The sequence below is a fragment of the Paracoccus sp. 228 genome (assembly GCF_000967825.1).
Taxonomy (GTDB): domain Bacteria; phylum Pseudomonadota; class Alphaproteobacteria; order Rhodobacterales; family Rhodobacteraceae; genus Paracoccus; species Paracoccus marcusii.
Genome location: NZ_JYGY01000002.1, coordinates 29680 through 46210, shown reverse-complemented (window position 1 = coordinate 46210; position 16531 = coordinate 29680). Strand labels below are relative to the sequence as shown.

Annotated in this window: 14 protein-coding genes; 9 read left to right on the top strand and 5 right to left on the bottom strand. The window is 69.0% G+C overall.

From position 1 onward, the window contains the following. Positions 1-2 precede the first annotated feature (2 nt). A complete protein-coding gene (locus SY26_RS05655; RefSeq protein WP_045999733.1) occupies positions 3-1784 on the top strand; it encodes a gamma-glutamyltransferase family protein in 1782 nt (593 codons plus the stop codon). A 1-nt stretch (position 1785) separates the two neighbouring features. After that, on the top strand, positions 1786-3588 hold the full coding sequence (locus tag SY26_RS05650) for an ABC transporter ATP-binding protein (protein ID WP_045999732.1): 1803 nt from the start codon (positions 1786-1788) through the stop codon (positions 3586-3588). Here the strand turns inward: SY26_RS05650 and SY26_RS05645 are convergent. Beyond that, positions 3585-4151 carry a pyridoxamine 5'-phosphate oxidase family protein gene (locus tag SY26_RS05645; protein WP_045999731.1) on the bottom strand — a complete coding sequence of 189 codons (567 nt, stop codon included), beginning with the start codon at positions 4149-4151 and terminating at the stop codon, positions 3585-3587. The two genes, SY26_RS05650 and SY26_RS05645, sit on opposite strands and share 4 nt — an antisense overlap. Then, complete coding sequence (locus tag SY26_RS05640) at positions 4148-5107, bottom strand: acetamidase/formamidase family protein (protein WP_046000260.1); 960 nt, start codon at positions 5105-5107, stop codon at positions 4148-4150. The genes SY26_RS05645 and SY26_RS05640 overlap by 4 nt, the downstream gene beginning before the upstream one ends. Positions 5108-5239: 132 nt before the next feature. Here SY26_RS05640 and SY26_RS05635 point away from each other — a divergent pair, with 132 nt between their 5' ends. Further along, positions 5240-7054 (top strand): methyl-accepting chemotaxis protein, encoded by a 1815-nt coding sequence (locus SY26_RS05635; protein ID WP_045999730.1) that lies wholly within the window; start codon positions 5240-5242, stop codon positions 7052-7054. 89 nt (positions 7055-7143) lie between these two features. Beyond that, complete coding sequence (locus tag SY26_RS05630) at positions 7144-8433, top strand: sorbosone dehydrogenase family protein (protein WP_046000259.1); 1290 nt, start codon at positions 7144-7146, stop codon at positions 8431-8433. Between the two features lie 87 nt (positions 8434-8520). Here SY26_RS05630 and SY26_RS05625 read toward each other — a convergent pair whose 3' ends face one another. After that, complete coding sequence (locus SY26_RS05625; RefSeq protein ID WP_052715147.1) at positions 8521-9912, bottom strand: ferric reductase-like transmembrane domain-containing protein; 1392 nt, start codon at positions 9910-9912, stop codon at positions 8521-8523. A 121-nt stretch (positions 9913-10033) separates the two neighbouring features. Between SY26_RS05625 and SY26_RS05620 the strand changes: the two genes are divergently transcribed. Both SY26_RS05620 and SY26_RS05615 read left to right on the top strand, forming a co-directional pair. Continuing rightward, positions 10034-10762: a cytochrome c oxidase assembly protein gene (locus SY26_RS05620; RefSeq protein ID WP_045999729.1), complete on the top strand. Its 729-nt coding sequence runs from the start codon at positions 10034-10036 to the stop codon at positions 10760-10762. Next, positions 10759-11271, top strand: coding sequence for a CopD family protein (locus tag SY26_RS05615; protein ID WP_198143092.1), 513 nt, complete (start codon positions 10759-10761; stop codon positions 11269-11271). Before SY26_RS05620 ends, SY26_RS05615 begins: the two co-directional genes overlap by 4 nt. An 8-nt stretch (positions 11272-11279) precedes the next feature. Here SY26_RS05615 and SY26_RS05610 read toward each other — a convergent pair whose 3' ends face one another. Then, entirely contained in the window at positions 11280-11804 is a 525-nt protein-coding gene (locus SY26_RS05610) for a DUF2231 domain-containing protein (RefSeq protein ID WP_046000256.1), read from the bottom strand. 51 nt (positions 11805-11855) lie between these two features. On the opposite strand from SY26_RS05610, the gene coxB reads away from it, so the two are divergent. The 3 genes from coxB to SY26_RS05595 are packed head-to-tail and all read left to right on the top strand — an operon-like array spanning position 11856 to position 15378. Then, complete coding sequence (gene coxB, locus SY26_RS05605) at positions 11856-12512, top strand: cytochrome c oxidase subunit II (protein ID WP_232303274.1); 657 nt, start codon at positions 11856-11858, stop codon at positions 12510-12512. A gap of 47 nt (positions 12513-12559) precedes the next feature. Then, entirely contained in the window at positions 12560-15073 is a 2514-nt protein-coding gene (locus SY26_RS22105) for a cytochrome c oxidase subunit I (RefSeq protein ID WP_046000254.1), read from the top strand. Further along, positions 15070-15378: a hypothetical protein gene (locus SY26_RS05595; protein ID WP_045999728.1), complete on the top strand. Its 309-nt coding sequence runs from the start codon at positions 15070-15072 to the stop codon at positions 15376-15378. The genes SY26_RS22105 and SY26_RS05595 overlap by 4 nt, the downstream gene beginning before the upstream one ends. Here SY26_RS05595 and SY26_RS05590 read toward each other — a convergent pair. Beyond that, on the bottom strand, positions 15375-16499 hold the full coding sequence (locus SY26_RS05590) for a zinc-binding dehydrogenase (RefSeq protein ID WP_045999727.1): 1125 nt from the start codon (positions 16497-16499) through the stop codon (positions 15375-15377). The two genes, SY26_RS05595 and SY26_RS05590, sit on opposite strands and share 4 nt — an antisense overlap. Positions 16500-16531 lie beyond the last annotated feature (32 nt).

Below are 16531 nucleotides of genomic sequence, written 5' to 3'. Positions count from 1 at the left end.
CAATGACCCAATTCACCACCCGCCCCGAGATCACCGGCACCTTCGGCGTCGTCACCTCGACCCATTGGATCGCGACCGCCGTGGGCATGGCAATCCTGGAAAAGGGCGGCAATGCCTTCGACGCCGCCGTGGCGACGGGCTTTGTCCTCCAGATCGTCGAGCCGCATCTGAACGGCCCTGCGGGTGATCTGCCCGCGATCATCCATTCGGCCAAGACCGGCAAGACCCAGGTGATCTGCGCCCAGGGCCCCGCCCCGGCCGGTGCCACCATCGAGCATTACCGCGCCGAGGGGATCGACCTGATCCCCGGCAACGGGCTGCTGTCCACCGTCATCCCCGGGGCCTTCGACGGCTGGATGCTGATGCTGCAGGAGCATGGCACGATGAGCGTGGCCGAAGTTCTGGCCCCCGCCATCCACTATGCCCGTCACGGCCATCCGATGCTGCCCCGCGTGGCCGACAGCATCGCCGGTCTGGCCGATTTCTTCGCCGCCGAATGGCCCACGTCGCACGCGACCTGGCTGCCCGGCGGGCAGGCTCCGCAGGCGGGCGCGCTGTTCAAGAACGAAGCGCTGGCAGACACTTACAGCCGCATCGTCGAAGCCTCCGAGGGCGCCCCCACGCGCGAGGCGGGCGTGCAGGCCGCTCGCGACGCCTTCTATCGCGGCTTCGTGGCCGAGGCGATCGACCGTTTCTGCCGCACGACCGAGGTGATGGACGGCAGCGGCGCGAAACATCGCGGCGTGCTCAGCGCCGGCGACATGGCGGGCTATGCCGCCACGACGGAGGAGCCCACCTGGGCCGACTATCACGGCTGGTCCATCGCCAAGACCGGGCCCTGGGGTCAGGGGCCGGTACTGCTGCAGGGGCTGAAGATCCTGGAGGGCATCGACATCGCCGCGATGGACCCGAACGGCCCCGATTTCGTCCATACCGTCATCGAGACGATGAAGCTGTCCTATGCCGACCGCGAGGTCTATTACGGCGACCCCTCGATGCACGACGTGCCGATGGAGGCGCTGCTGTCGGACGCCTATGCCGCCGACCGCCGCGCCCTGATCGGGGACCGTGCGTCGCTGGATCTGCGCCCCGGCACCGTGCCGGGCTATGAGGATCAGCGCGCCCGCACCCTGTCCCTGCTGGACGGGCTGGGCAAGGGCGCGGTCTATGAGCCGACCATGGCGCATCTGTCAGAAAAGCGCGGCGATACCGTGCATATCGACGTGATCGACCGGTGGGGGAACATGGTCTCGACCACGCCGTCGGGCGGCTGGCTGCAATCCTCGCCGATCATCCCCGATCTGGGCTTCTGCCTGAACAGCCGGGCGCAGATGTTCTGGCTGCAGCCCGGCCTGCCCACGTCGCTGGCGCCGGGGCGGCGGCCGCGCACCACGCTGACGCCGTCGCTTGCGCTGCGCGACGGGGTGCCGCATCTGTCCTTCGGCACGCCCGGCGGCGATCAGCAGGACCAGTGGCAACTGGTCTTCTTCCTGCGCCATGTCCATTTCGAGCCGAACCTGCAGGCGGCCATCGACGCGCCGCTGTTCCATTCGACGCATTTCCCGGCCTCATTCCACCCGCGCACCGCGGCACCGGGCGGCATGCTGATTGAGGATCGCGTGGGCCAGGCCACCATCGACGAGCTGCGCCGTCGCGGTCATGACGTGACCGTCACCGGCCCCTGGGACATCGGCCGCCTGACCGCCGCCAGCCGCGATGCGCAGGGCCTTTTGCGCGCGGCCGCGACGCCGCGGCTGATGCAGGCCTATGCGGCGGGGCGGTAGGATGACGGATCCCATCCTCAGCCTGCGCGGCCTGTCCGTCTCCTTCCCCACCGACGACGGGATGAAGGAGGTCGTGCGCAACATCAGCTTCGACGTGGCCCCCGGAGAGACCGTGGCCATCGTCGGCGAAAGCGGATCGGGCAAGAGCGTCACATCGCTGGCGATCATGGGCCTTCTGGACAAGCGCGCCCGCGTCACGGGACAGGTCCTCCTGGGCGGGCGCGACCTGACACGCCTGTCCGAGCCGGAGATGCGCCGGGTCCGCGGCAACGACATCGCGATGATCTTTCAGGAACCGATGTCCTCGCTGAACCCGGTCTTTCCGGTGGGCGACCAGATCGCGGAACTGCTGATCCGCCATGGCCAAGTGCCCCGCGACCAGGTCGGGGCCGAGGTGCTGCGCCTGATGGACCGCGTGCGCATCCCCAATGCGGCGGCGCGCATCAGGGACTATCCGCATCAGTTTTCCGGCGGCATGCGCCAGCGGGTGATGATCGCGATGGCCCTGGCCGCGCGCCCGCGCCTGCTGATCGCCGATGAGCCGACGACGGCGCTGGACGTGACCATCCAGGGCCAGATCCTGGACCTGATCAAGGAGATCCAGGAGGAGCAGGGCATGGCCGTCCTGTTCATCACCCATGACATGGGCGTGGTCGCCGAGATCGCCGACCGCACCGTGGTCATGTTCCGCGGCGATCACGTCGAGACCGGCACCACCGCGGGCCTGTTCCAGGATGCGGGCCACCCCTATACCCGCGCGCTGCTGGCTGCGGTGCCGCGGCTTGGGCAGATGGCGGGCCAGCGCTGGCCGCTGCGCTTTCCCAAGGTCGACATGGCCAGCGGCGCGATCGCGGCGCAGCCCGCGGTGGTCGACACCGTGGACCGCAGCGCGACCCCGGTCCTGTCGGTCAGGAACCTGGTGACGCGCTTTGCCGCGGGGTCGGACCTTCTGGGCCGCCCGACGGGCAAGGTCCACGCGGTCGAGGATCTGAGCTTTGATCTGTGGCAGGGAGAGACGCTGTCGCTGGTCGGCGAATCCGGCTGCGGGAAATCGACGACGGGGCGGTCGATCCTGCGGCTGGTCCAGCCGGAATCAGGTCAGGTGACGCTGGACGGGTTCGATGTGCTGAAGGCCGGCCCGGCCGATCTGCGCCGGATGCGTCGGTCGGGGCAGATGATCTTTCAGGATCCGTTCTCCAGCCTGAACCCGCGCATGACGGTGGGCCAGACCGTGGCCGAACCGATCCTGGCGCACAAGCTGGCCGGCCGGGCCGAGGCGCGCGACCGCGCCGCCGAACTGCTGGCCCAGGTTGGTCTGGACGGGTCCATGCTGGACCGCTATCCGCATGAATTCAGCGGCGGGCAGCGTCAGCGCGTGGCGATTGCGCGCGTGCTGGGCCTGAACCCAAAGGTGATCGTGGCCGATGAAAGCGTGTCCGCGCTGGACGTGTCGATCAAGGCGCAGGTCTGCAACCTGCTGATGGACCTGCAGGAGCGTCTGAGCATCGCCTATCTGTTCATCAGCCACGACATGGCGGTGGTCGAACGCGTCAGCCACCGCGTCGCGGTGATGTATCTGGGCGAGATCGTCGAGATCGGCCCGCGAGAGGCGATCTTTGCCGACCCGCAGCATCCCTACACGAAGAAGCTGATCGCGGCCGTGCCAGTCCCGGACCCCGCGCGCCGGGGCCTGCGCCGCGCCATGCAGGTCGATGAGCTGCAAAGCCCCGTCCGCCCGATGGGGTTCGAACCGCCCAAGCGCGACTGGCGTCAGGTGGCGGATCGCCATTTCGTGATGGTCTAGGGCGCCAGCCACTGTCCGCGCCAGCCCGTCTCGCGCATGTATCGCGCGCGGCGGTGCTGCGGGCCCAGATGCACCGCGTCGATGGCCATCACCGTCAGGCGCAGCACCGCGAAACAGGCGACGTCCGGGCGTTTCGCATAGGCCAGCGCATCGTCGATGGGCGTGCCGGGCGGCGGCTGAGAGCCATAGCTCTGTCGCGACGGGTCGGGCACGCGCGCCCAGTCCTGCGCGACCGCCGCGCCCGTCAGGATGGCGGCACGCGCCTCGATCCGGGTCTGCAGATGCGCGCCAGCGTCCCAGACATGCAGTGCGGCCATCGGGTTGACGCGCAGATCGCCCACCTTCGCGGACAGAAGGTCGGTGTGAACCTCCAGCACGGCTTCGTCGGGGTCGGCCCCGCGCAGCACGACCGTGCGCGCCTGCGGCATGCCGCCCGGCGTGACGGTGGCCAGCACCGGGTGGCGGGCGGGCGCATGGCGGTCGGCCACGCCGCGTTGCAACCGCAGCCAGACCTGGTCGTACAGGCTGTCCAGCCCCGCGGCCCAGGGATGCAGGTCGGTCATTCGAAGACCGAGCGCGGGAAATAGAACGACACGACCCAGTTCGGCATGTCGACGATCTCCGAGATCCGCAGATCGCCGCAGGTGGACACCAGCATGTAGGCCTCGACCGCGGGCATGCCGTGGCGCGCGCACAGCAGATCGACCATCTGTTCGACCGCCTGCCGCGCGCCGGTCATCAGGTCGGGGCCGATGCCGGTCGTGACCTCGTACCCCTTGGCGTCCAGGTGCGGCGTCACCGGTCCTGGCGTGGTGAACCGCGGCATCGCCAGGTTCGCGTCCTTGACCAGGTCCAGCGTCAGCGTGACGTCCATCGGGCTTTCGATGGCGGTGCCGCAGACCTCTCCGTCGCCCTGCGCGGCATGGGTGTCGCCCACCGAGAACAGCGCGCCCGCCACCTCGACCGGCAGATACAGTTCGGCCCCGCGCGACAGGTCGCGGATGTCCAGATTGCCGCCCGTGCGCCGCGGAGGGACGATGGAATGGGCACCCGGCTCTGCCAGGGCTACGCCGATGGTCCCGGCAAAGGGCTTCAGCCCGACCCGGCCGTGACTGCCCCACAGCGCCGGCGCCAGCGTCGCCGCATCATAGCGCCAAAGCGTCAGGGCGGGGTCGGGGAACTGGTCCGCCAGCAGACCGAACCCCGGAATGTTCGCAGTCCAGCCCCAGCCCTGCCCGTCCTGCGCCTGCGGGGCGAAATCGACCAGCGTGATCTTCAGCGCGTCGCCGGGTTCGGCCCCGTCGACATGGATCGGCCCGTTGACCGGGTTGATGCGCCCGAAATCCAGCGTGGCGATGTCGTCCGCGGTGCTGGACAGGTTCAGCTGCCCGCCCGACGCATCCATGCAGGCAAAGCGGATCGTCGATCCCGGCGCCACGGTCTGGACCGGGGCGATCGCGTTGTCCCAGCCCAGATGATGCTGCGCCGCATGGATGGTATAGTTGCACTGTCTGCACATCGTCTGGTCCCCCGTGTCGGTCTGCCGCCACTGTCGGCGCAATTCGCACGACGTGCAATTCCCTGCCGGCGTCAACGATCCGTTCATGTGTCGCCGCTATGTCTTGTCGGATCACACCGGGAAGGCCACTGCATGACCTTTGGAATCTCACGTAAACTGACCCTGCTGACCGGGGTTGCGGTCGCGCTCAGCATCCTTGCGATGTCGCTGCAGCTGTCCTCGCTGCACCACCTTCTGTGGAAGGACCGCAAGGAGCTGATCGCGACCCAGGTCGAAAGCACGGTCAGCATGCTGACCCATTTCGCAGCCCAGGCCCAGTCCGGCGCGATGACCCTGGACGAGGCCCAGCACCGCGCCAAGGAGGCCGCCCGCGCCATCCGCTATGGCGACGACGACTATGTCTTCATCTACGACCCCCAGGGTCTGCGGGTCATGCACCCCGATACCGAACGCGAGGGCACGAATGCCTGGGAGGCCACCGATGCCAACGGCAAGCTGCACATCCGCGAGATGATCGTGACCGCGCGCGAGGGGGGCGGCTTTACCGAGTATTTCGTCGCGCGCCTGTCGGGGGGCGATCCGCTGCCCAAGCTGTCCTATTCCACGCTGTTCGCGCCCTGGGGCTGGACGGTCGGCGCGGGTCTTTACGTGGACGACATCACCGCCGATTTCATGGCCGAGATGCGACGCAGCGGACTGTGGTCGGGGCTGCTGCTTCTGGCGCTGATCGCCTGCGCCATCCCGCTGTCGCGCAGCATCAGCAAGCCCATCAAGGCGCTGACCGCGATGATGGGGCGCCTGGCCCAGGGCCAGACCGACGACACCGTCCCCGGCGCCGCCCGCAGGGACGAGATCGGCGCCATGGCCCGCGCGGTCGAGACGTTCCGCGCCGCCACCATCGACCGCGACCGCCTGGCGCGCGACGCAGATGCCGTGAACGCGCGGCAGGCCGAGATGGTCGAACAGACCAACCTGCGCGCCGCCCAGCTGCAGCATTTCGTGGGGGCGATCAGCATCGGCTTCGACCGGCTCAGCCGGGGCGATCTGACGGTGCGCATCACCGACCCGGTCGCGCCCGAGTTCGATGCGGTCAAGGATCAGTTCAACACCTCGCTCGGTCAGCTGGACGAGGCCCTGGGGCTGGTGGTCGACGGCGTGGCCGTCATCCGCGGCGGCCTGGCCGAGATCAGCGCCGCCGCCCATGACCTGGCGCACCGCACCGAACAGCAGGCCGCCAACCTGGAGGAGACCGTGGCCGCCCTGAACGAGGTGTCGCGCGGCGTCGATCAGGCCGCCGAGGGCGTGTCCACCGCCCAGACCAGCGCCGAAACCGCGCAGCGCAATGCCCAAGGCGGCGGAGAGATCGTCCAGAAGGCCGTGGGTGCCGTGGGCGAGATCGAGGAATCGACCCGCCAGATCGGCACCATCATCACCGTCATCGACGAGATCGCGTTCCAGACCAACCTGCTGGCGTTGAACGCGGGCATCGAGGCCGCGCGCGCCGGAGAGGCAGGGCGTGGCTTTGCCGTCGTCGCCCACGAGGTCCGCGCCCTGGCCCACAAGACCGCCGAGGCCGCGCATCAGATCAAGGACCTGATCGGCGCCTCGACCGTCCATGTCCGCGAGGGGGCGGGCCTGGTGCGCAGCTCGGGCGCATCGCTGGTCACGATCGTCGAAGAGGTGTCGGCGGTGCGCACGATCATCACCATGATCGCCTCCAGCGCGCGCGAACAGTCGCAAAGCCTGCGCGCGCTGTCGGCGGGGGCCGACCAGATGGACAAGGTCACCCAGCAGAACGCCGCCATGGTCGAGGAGACGACCGCCGCCGCCCGCGCGCTGGAGGAACAGACCGATCAGCTGGCAAGCAAGGCGCGCCAGTTCCGCACCACGCCTCAGCAGGCCCTGCGTCCCGCAGCCGTCGAACCCCGGCGCGCCGCGGGCTGGTAGGGCATCGCCGCCGGGGTTGCGACACCATCAGCGTTTGACGCCCCGGCAGGGGTCGCTAAGGTGCGGCTTCGACAGCAAGGGGGCGGATGATGGATTTTCTGGCACGGGCGACGGCGGTCGTGGGCGGCACGATGGTGGCAATCAGGCGGTTCGGCGCGCCCAAGGTTCAGGCGGTCGGCACCGCACCGACCATTCCCGACGCCAAGCGCCAGGGAATCATGACGCTGAAGATGCCCACCGCCAAGGGCTGGGCGCCGGGCCATGTCCCCGACACGGCGCCGGGTCTGGCGGTCAACGCCTTCGCCTCGGGGCTGGAGCATCCCCGCTGGATCGAGGTGCTGCCGAACGGCGACGTGCTGGTGGCCGAATCCAAGGAGCAGCCCAATCCGCCCAAGACGCTGATGGACCACGCAGCCCAGGCCACCATGCGCCGCGCCCGCGCCATCGGCACCAGCGCGAACCGCATCACCCTATGGCGCGACACCGACGGCGACGGCGTGGCCGAGATACGCGAGGTTTTCCTGGAGCGGCAGAACCAGCCCTTTGGCATGGCGCTGGTGGGCGACACCTTCTATGTCGGCAACACGGACGGGATCGTGGCCTTTCCCTATCAGGAGGGGCAGACGACGATCACCGCGGCGGGACGCAGGCTGGTCACGTTCAAACCGAACGGCCACTGGACGCGCAGCCTGATCGTGTCGCCCGACGGTACCAGCCTCTATGCCGGCGTCGGATCGCTGAGCAACATCGGCGATCAGGGCATGGAAGCCGAGGAGGGCCGCGCCGCCATCTGGCGTCTGGACCTTGAGACCGAACAGGCCGGCATCTTCGCCTCGGGGTTGCGAAACGCGGTCGGCATGGCGTGGGAGCCGTCGACCGGCACCCTGTGGACGGTGGTCAACGAACGCGACGGCCTGGGCGACGAGACGCCGCCCGATTACCTGACATCCGTGCGCGAGGGCGGGTTCTATGGCTGGCCCTACTGCTATTGGGGCCAGACCGTCGACGACCGCGTGCCGCAGGATCCGGCGCTGGTCGCCCGCGCCATCACGCCGGACTATGCCTTGGGCGGGCATACCGCCTCCCTGGGTCTGTGCTGGATGCCCGCGGGCACCCTGCCAGGCTTTCCCGACGGAATGGTCATCGGCCAGCATGGGTCTTGGAACCGCTCGACCCTCAGCGGGTACCGGGTGATCTTCGTGCCGTTCGCAGGCGGCAAGCCATCGGGCCCGCCGCGCGACATCCTGTCAGGCTTCCTGTCGGATGACGAAAAGACCGCCTTTGGCCGTCCCGTGGGCGTCGCCATCGGCGCCGACGGAAAGTCGCTTCTGTTGGCCGACGATGTGGGCGACATCATCTGGCGCGTCACCGCCGCCTGATGTCAGGCTGGCCATGACGATGGCGCAAGCCACCGTCACGGCGATCAGCAGGATGGCCAAGGCCAAGGCAAGACGCGGGCGCATCGGTCACACCATCTCGAAGATTTCGGCGTGGATCGCGGACAGGGGCGTGCCTCTGCCCGCCAGCCCCGCACGAATTGCCGCAAGCATCGGCGCAGGCCCGCACATCATGTGCGGCCAGTGACGCGTCCGGTCGGGCAGCACCTGGTCCAGCATCGCGGCGTCGATCCGCCCCTTGACCGCCACGTGGCCGCCCGTGTCCCAGGGTTCGGGCGGCTCCTCGATCACATGGGTCACGCGCAGGTCGATGTCCTGGGCGATGCGGGCCAGCTGATCTCGGAACGGCACGTCGTCCCAGTCCTTGTTCGCATAAAGCAGGTGGATGGTGCGCGGATCGCGGCGGGCCTGCAGCGCGTGAAGGTTGGCCAGGATGGGCGTGATGCCCACGCCGCCCGCGATCATCACGAACCCTTGGGCATGGGCCTCGCGGTCGATGGTGAAGACGCCATAGGGCCCGTCGATCCAGGCCACGCTGCCCACCGGCGTCCGCGACAGGCGGCGGCTGTCGTCCCCCAGGGGCTTGATGGAAAAGCTGATGTCCGGCCCCTTGTCGGGCGCGGTCGAGATCGAGAACGGATGTTCGCGCAGCGAATAGGGCGTGCCGCCCACGGCCAGCCATGCGAACTGTCCCGGCCGCCAGTTGCGCAGCGCACGCCCCTCGGGGCGCAGGATCAGGGTGCGTATGCCGTCGCCCTCGTCGCGGTTCTCGATCACGCGCCACGGGTTGCGCGACTGTCGCCAGGGGCGCAGCAGGCGGGTGTAGGCGATCAGCCCGACCCAAGCCAGCGTGATCGCCAGCCACAGCCCCTGCGTCCCGTCGGCCCCGGTGAAATGCCCCGCCCCCAGCACATGCCAGATCGCCGCCGCAAAGCCGGTCAGCGCCAGGCCGACATGCAGGTACCGCCACCACAGATAGTCCAGCCGCAGTCGCTTGCGGAATTCCGACGTGATCACCATCGCCCCGAAGCAGACCAGCGCAACCCGACCCGCCGTCATGTAGGGATCGGCCTTCAGCGGGTTCAGGACACCCATGTCGTCCTTGTGCCAGATGTACATCATCGCGAAATGCCCCAGCATCAGCGCCACCGCCCCCCAGCTGAGGAACCGGTGAAAGACCGGGATGATGTCGGCACCGAACGGACGCAGCAACGGCTTCAGCCGTCCGGTCAACGCGAATTGCAGCCCGACCAGCGCCAGCGCCCCGAAGCCAAGCCCAAAGGCCATCGTCTGCGTGAAGGCCGCATCCCGTGGTGGATCGCCGGCCAGGATCACCGCAAAGGGCAGGATCAGGGCCGCCAGCGCCAGCATGATCCAGACTGCGGCCTGCAACCGCACGGCCCCTGTGCGGTCGCCGGGGCGGATATGCGCGTCGGGATTCTGGCTTGGGGCGACGGTCATGGGGGGCCAACGCCACCGCTTGCACGCAGTTCCGAATGCTTGCATGGAACCCGGGGCGCAGGCCATTGTTGGGGAACGACATTGCGCGCGCCCGCCCGCGATCCGCAACCAAGGAGAGACGATGACACAGGCGCTGATGCCCTATTGCGGCCCGGCACCGGCGCCGGACCAGCTGTGGTCCAGCTGGAACCTCGATCCTTGGGTGCTGATCGGCATCGCGGCGCTGGCGCTGGTCCTGGCGCGCAAGGCGGTGCCCGACCGTCGCGGCCCCGCGGCCCTGGCGGTGGGGGCGCTGGTCGTGGCGTTCGTGTCGCCCCTTTGTGCGCTGACTGTGGCGCTGTTCTCGGCGCGGGCGGCGCATCATCTGGTGCTGATCACGCTGGCCGCGCCGGCGCTGGCCGCGGCGCTGCCGCTGCTGCCGCGACTGCCGGCCGGGCTGTCGCTGGCCGCGGTCAGCGCGGCGATGATCGCGTGGCACCTGCCCGGGGTCTATGACGCCATCTGGGCGTCGGACACGCTGTATTGGGTGATGCAGGCGGCAATGCTGCTTCCGGCCTGGGCGTTCTGGTCGGCGGTCCTGGCCCCCGGTTTCGGAGCCGAGGAGGCGATGCGCCGCGCCGTGCTGATCGGCGGGCTGGCCGGCATCATGGGCTTTCTGGGCGCGATCCTGACCTTTGCCCCCGACATTCTGTATTTCCCGCATGTGGGCGGCGCGATGGCCTGGGGCATGTCGCCCCTGTCGGACCAGCAGTTGGCAGGCCTGATCATGTGGGTGCCGGGCTTTGTCCCCGTGGCGGCCATCGCGGGACGCATGGTCTGGCATGCCTGGCGGCGGGGGTTCGCCGCATGATGGTCGCGGGGCTGAAGTACCTGCACTTGGCGGCCATGCTGTGCTGGTGCGCATCGCTGGTGGCGCTGCCGCTGCTTCTGCATTTCTATGGCCAGATCTGGCGCGGCAAGGCCGACAGCAGCCAGACCCAGGCCCGCTATGCCGAATTCCGGCTGATCACGCATTTCGGCTATGTCGGCTTTGCGACGCCGGCGGCGGTCATCGCCATCGCGGCCGGGACCGGCCTGATCTTTGCCGATCAGGTGTTCGACCTGTGGTTCGTGGCCAAGCTGACGCTGGTCGCGGGCATGGCGCTGGTCCATGCCTGGATCGGTCACCTGATCCTGACATCGGGGGAACATCGCGGGCTGCAGAACATGCCGTCGGCCCTTTGGGCGCTGGTGTTGGGGCTGCCCCTGATGATGGGCGTGCTGTGGCTGGTGCTGGCCAAGCCGGACCTGGCCTGGGTCGCGGACTGGATGCCCGATTTCATGCTGGCCCCCCGCGGTCAGTCGGTGGACCAGCCATGACGGCTCGCCTAGCCGCCCGCCCCGTCGCTTTTCGTGCCGATCTGATAATCGAAGACCAGCTTGCCCCCATGCCAGCCGGTGATCCCGGTCATGGCCGCCGTCAGCGCCGACAGCAGGATGCCCCAGGGCAGCACCACGGCCTGCGGATCGGGCAGGCGGAACCCCCAGTTCAGTCCCAGCAGGGACAACAGCATCACCGCGAGGATGAAATGCGTCCAGCTTGCCGCCCGGATGCGGATGCCGGGCACCATCAGCAACTCGATCGTGCCGGTGATCCCGGCCAGGACCCCCAAACCAAAAGCCGCGCCGGTCGCCCACAGCGCGACGCGCGGCCAAAATGCGTCGGCGGTCAGCCAGTACATCGCGTCGGCCCCGAAGGTGGAGAAAGCCAGCGCGATGGGAAAGGCCACCATCATCGCGTGCAGCGGATGGCCGGACAGGGCGATCTTGGTCTCGGTGTCGTTGAAGGCGACATGTTCCTCGATCGGGTCTGCAAGGCGGCGTCGCTGTTTCCAGGTGCGTCTCTGGCGCATGGGCACTCTCGTTGGGTCAGGGGCTTCTGGCACAAGGCATTGGCGGGGGCCGTGGTTCCGCTGCTGGCCGCATGCGGCGGCGGGCACAGCACGCTGAGCCCCGCGGGCCCCGCGGCGCGCGACATCGCGCTGTTGTGGTGGATCATGCTGGCGGGCTCGGCGCTGATCTGCGTCCTGGTCTTCGGGCTGCTGGTCCTGGCGGTGCGCAACAACGGCGCGCGGCGGTCGGAACGGACGTGGATCTGGGGCTGGGGCCTTGGGTTCTCGATGTCGGTGCTGGTCGTCCTCCTGGGGTTTTCGCTGTGGCTGGGAGAGGGGATGCTGGCGCGCGCCGACGACGTCCCCCGCGTCCAGGCCCATGCCGCGCAATGGGAATGGCGGTTCGACCAGCCCGGCCCTGACGGCGCCATCGTGCAGACCCGCGATACGCTCTATGTGCCGGCGGGACAGGATTTCGACGTGGTCATCACCGCCCAGGACGTCATCCACAGCTTCTGGGTGCCGCAACTGGGCGGCAAGATGGACGCCATCCCGGGCCACCAGAACATCCACCGCCTGCGCGCCGACCAGCCCGGCACCTACGAGGGCCTGTGCGCCGAATTCTGCGGCACCGGGCACAGCTTCATGCGTTTCACCGTCGTGGCCTATGACCCGAACGGCCCGATGCCCGACATGTCGGGCGCCCTGATCCCGGAGACCCGCCCATGACCGATCCGCAGCCGCAGGGCGGCCGGACCATCGCCCCGATGGACCCGATGTTCGACCCCGCCAGCGACGTGGCCCCCAACGCGCCGCAGCGCGCGCTGGCCCTGCACCGTCAGCTGGACCGTACCTGGTCGGACGAGCCGGGATGGCGGGGGTTCCTCACCTCGGTCAACCACGGCACGATCGGCCTGCGCTTCATGGCGACGTCCTTCGTGTTCTTCGCCATCGGCGGCGTTCTGGCGATGCTGATCCGCGCGCAGCTGGCGACCCGCGACGGCGCCTTCCTGGATGTCGAGCTGTACAACCAGATCTTCACGATGCACGGCAGCATCATGATGTTCCTGTTCGCCATCCCCATGCTGGAGGGGCTGGCCCTGTGGCTGCTGCCCAAGATCCTGGGCGCGCGGGACATGGCGTTCCCGCGCCTGTCGGCCCTGGGCTACTGGTGCTATCTGTTCGGGGGCACGGTGATCGTGCTGTCGCTGGTGGCGGGCGTGGCCCCCGATGGCGGGTGGTTCATGTACGTGCCGCTGGCCGACAGCACCCACACCCCGGGCATCAACGCCGATGTCTGGCTGTTGGGCGTGACCTTCGTCGAGATCAGCGCCATGGCCGCCGCGGTCGAGATCACCGTGACCATCCTGCGCTGCCGCGCGGCGCATATGCCGCTGACCCGGATGCCGCTGATGGGCTGGTACCTGCTGGGCACGGCGGTGATGATGCTGGTGGGCTTTCCGCCGCTGATCCTGGGGTCGATCCTGCTGGAGGTGCAGCGCGCCTTCGACTGGCCGTTCTTCGACATCGCGCGGGGCGGCGACCCGCTGCTGTGGCAGCACCTGTTCTGGCTGTTCGGCCACCCCGAGGTCTATATCATCTTCCTGCCCGCCGCGGGCGCGCTGTCCACGATCATCCCGATCATGTCGCGCACCACGATCCTGGGATACGGCGCGATCGTCGCGGCCATCGCGGGGCTGGTGTTCCTGTCCTTCGGCCTGTGGGTCCACCATATGTTCACGGTGGGCATTCCGCACATGGCGCTGGCCTTCTTCAGCGCGGCATCGGCTCTGGTGGCGGTCCCCACGGCAATCCAGGTCTTTGCCTGGATCGGCACGCTGTGGGACGGCAAGGTCAGCTTCCGCCTGCCCATGCTGTACGTCATGGGGTTCTTCTTGACCTTCGTCTTGGGCGGGCTGACCGGCGTGATGCTGGCCATGGTGCCGTTCAACTGGCAGGCGCATGACACCGCCTTCGTCACCGCGCACCTTCATTACGTGCTGGTCGGCGGCTTCGTCTTTCCGATGCTGGCCGCGGTCAGCTACTGGATGCCGCTGATCTGCGGGCGCTGGCGGGTGCGGGGCCTGGGGGAATCGGCGTTCTGGCTGATCCTCATCGGATTTCACGGCACGTTCTTCCTGATGCACCTGACAGGCCTTCTGGGCATGCCGCGCCGCGTCGCGGTCTATCCCAACAACCCGGAATGGGAATGGCTGAACCTGATCTCGTCGATCTTCGGCATGATCATGTCTGCGGGCTTTGCGCTGTTCGCCTTCGACGTGGTGATGCAGTGGCTGTTCGGGCGGCGCAGCTGGCGCAACCCCTGGGGCGCGCCCACGCTGGACTGGGCGATGCCCGTGCCCGCCCCGTCCTACAACTTCGCCTCGCTGCCCGGCCCGCGCCAGCCCGATTCCGCGGCCCTGCTGCCCCTGGCGCGGGGCGAGGGGTTGCTGCCCGGCGCGCCGCGTGACCTGCGAGAGACACTGGCCCTGGACGCCGGCAGCGGTCGGCCCGACCACGTCGCCGTCCTGGCCAAAAGCACCATGCTGCCGCTGTTCACCTCTGCCGCCATCGGCAGCTTCTTCGGGGCTGTGCTGGCCGGGCTCTACTGGCTGGCGCCCGTGGGCATCGTGCTGACCCTGATCGCGGCATGGAAATGGGGCGACATCATGGGATCGACGACCGATCACCCCGACGTTCGGGTGGCACCGGGCCTGACGTTGCCGCTGCATTGGCAGACCCGCAACACGCTGGCCCGCACGGGGACGGTGGCGCTGCTTCTGGCGGACGGGACGCTGTACGCATCGCTGCTGTTCGGGGTGGGCTTCCTGTCGGTCGTGGCCCCCGCATGGCCGGCCCCGGCCAGCGGCCTGTCGACCCTGCCGATGGCGGTCACGGCGGCGCTGGCCCTGGCGGCGATGGCGGTCGGCCTGATCGCCGCCCACCGGGCCGAGGCGCTGCGCGACCGGGCGGCGGGCAGCACTTGGGCCGGGATCGGACTGGCCGCCTGCCTGGTCGCGCTGGTGGCATTGGCGGGGCTGGCCCTGGGGCTGGATGACCCGCGCCGTCACGCGCGCGACGCGCTGCGTGCGGTGATCCTGGGCTTTGCGGTGTTCCACGGCGTCGTCACGGCGATGCTGGCCCTGCGCAGCCTGGCCGATGCCCGCGGTGGCCGCACCAGTTGGGCCCGCCGCGGCGCCGCCCCGATCTGGCAGCTGTTCCAGTCCTTCTGGCTGGGCACCTCGGCCGTGTCGCTGACCCTGGTCGCCGCGCAGGAGGTGCTGTCATGAGCTGGCTGTGGCGCGCACTGGCCGGGCCGATCCTGTGGGCAGCGATGTTCCTGCTGGTCTATGCGCTGCACGGCGCGGGCTGCAACCTGGGCTGGACCGACCGCCCCGCCCCCATCGCCGACTGGCACCACATGGCGATGTGGCTGGCATGGGGCGCGGGGTTGATCCTGCACCTGGTGCTGATCCGGGTCATGCCCGCGGGCCGGGGACGCCCGCGGCAGTTGATCACCATGGGGGCCTGGATCGGGTTCGTCTCGACCCTGGTGACACTGTTCCCGGTGATCGCGACCTCGACCTGCGCCTAGAGGCGCGGGCCGGTGATCAGGTACTTGGCCCCCGTGGCCTTGCGGACATAGGCGCGGGCCGCATCGGGCGACAGCGCCTCGCGCAGGGTCAGGCGTTCGGAATAATGGCTGGCAAAGGTCGTGGTCATTTCCGCCGCGACCCGTTCGCGCATCCTCTGGGTGATCGCCTTTTCGGTACGGCGCAGCATGTGGAACAGCAGCCAGCCGCCGATGCGCCAGCTGAACCCGAATCCGCGGCGCAGCACCGTCGGCCCCGTGTCCAGCGCGCCATAGACATAGACCTGCTTCATCACGTCCGACCCGTACCGGTCATAGCTGTCCATCTTGCGCGCGGCCACGGCCTCCATCGCGTTCAGGATGATGCTGGTCATCTCTCCGCCGCCGATGGCGTCGAAGGCCAGCGTCGCGCCGGTGGCCTCGATCGCCTCTTCCAGATCGGCGCGAAAGCTGTCGCTGCTGCTGTCAACGACATGGACCGCACCCAGATCGCGCAGCAGCCGGACCTGGTCCTGGCTGCGCACGATGTTGACCAGGCCGATCCCGTCATCCTTGCAGATGCGCACCAGCATCTGGCCCAGGTTCGACGCGGCAGGCGCGTGGACGATGGCGCTGTGCCCCTCGGCCCGCATCGTCTCGACAAAGCCGAGCGCGGTCAGCGGGTTCACGAACAGCGACGCGCCCTGCTCCGCGGTCGCGCCGTCGGGCAGCACGATGCAGGCCTCCAGCCCGATCAGGCGCAGGTCCGCATACATCGCCCCCCCGATCATCGCCACGCGCTTGCCCACCAGATGGGACAGGTCGGGGCCGGCGGCGATGACGGTGCCCGCGCCTTCGTTGCCCACGGGCAGCGACTGGCCGATGCGGGCCTTCATCGCGGGCATCGCGGCGGGGGGAACCGTGGCGGTCAGGACCGGGGCGTCGGGGGTGCCCCCTGCGGCGAGGCTGTCCATGTCGGCGGGCCCGAACAGCAGCCCCAGGTCCGACGGGTTGATCGGCGCCGCCTCGATCCGCACCAGCAGCTGGCCGGGACCGGGGTCGGGATGGGTGACGGGCTCCAGATGCACCCGCAGCGTTCCGTCGGGCGTGATCGTCGATCTCAGTTCCTGGCCGTGATGGGTCATGATGTCCTCGGCTGATGCGTTGGACCCCACGC

What these genes read in the sequence shown, in the direction of transcription:
- SY26_RS05610 (WP_046000256.1), bottom strand. Translation starts at nt 11,804, where the DNA reads ATGCGCCAGAGACGCACCTGGAAACAGCGACGCCGCCTTGCAGACCCG.
- SY26_RS05635 (WP_045999730.1), top strand. Translation starts at nt 5,240, where the DNA reads ATGACCTTTGGAATCTCACGTAAACTGACCCTGCTGACCGGGGTTGCG.
- SY26_RS05630 (WP_046000259.1), top strand. Translation starts at nt 7,144, where the DNA reads ATGGATTTTCTGGCACGGGCGACGGCGGTCGTGGGCGGCACGATGGTG.
- SY26_RS05620 (WP_045999729.1), top strand. Translation starts at nt 10,034, where the DNA reads ATGACACAGGCGCTGATGCCCTATTGCGGCCCGGCACCGGCGCCGGAC.
- SY26_RS05645 (WP_045999731.1), bottom strand. Translation starts at nt 4,151, where the DNA reads ATGACCGACCTGCATCCCTGGGCCGCGGGGCTGGACAGCCTGTACGAC.
- SY26_RS05650 (WP_045999732.1), top strand. Translation starts at nt 1,786, where the DNA reads ATGACGGATCCCATCCTCAGCCTGCGCGGCCTGTCCGTCTCCTTCCCC.
- SY26_RS05595 (WP_045999728.1), top strand. Translation starts at nt 15,070, where the DNA reads ATGAGCTGGCTGTGGCGCGCACTGGCCGGGCCGATCCTGTGGGCAGCG.
- SY26_RS05590 (WP_045999727.1), bottom strand. Translation starts at nt 16,499, where the DNA reads ATGACCCATCACGGCCAGGAACTGAGATCGACGATCACGCCCGACGGA.
- SY26_RS05640 (WP_046000260.1), bottom strand. Translation starts at nt 5,107, where the DNA reads ATGTGCAGACAGTGCAACTATACCATCCATGCGGCGCAGCATCATCTG.
- SY26_RS22105 (WP_046000254.1), top strand. Translation starts at nt 12,560, where the DNA reads ATGTTCGACCCCGCCAGCGACGTGGCCCCCAACGCGCCGCAGCGCGCG.
- SY26_RS05655 (WP_045999733.1), top strand. Translation starts at nt 3, where the DNA reads ATGACCCAATTCACCACCCGCCCCGAGATCACCGGCACCTTCGGCGTC.
- SY26_RS05615 (WP_198143092.1), top strand. Translation starts at nt 10,759, where the DNA reads ATGATGGTCGCGGGGCTGAAGTACCTGCACTTGGCGGCCATGCTGTGC.
- SY26_RS05625 (WP_052715147.1), bottom strand. Translation starts at nt 9,912, where the DNA reads ATGACCGTCGCCCCAAGCCAGAATCCCGACGCGCATATCCGCCCCGGC.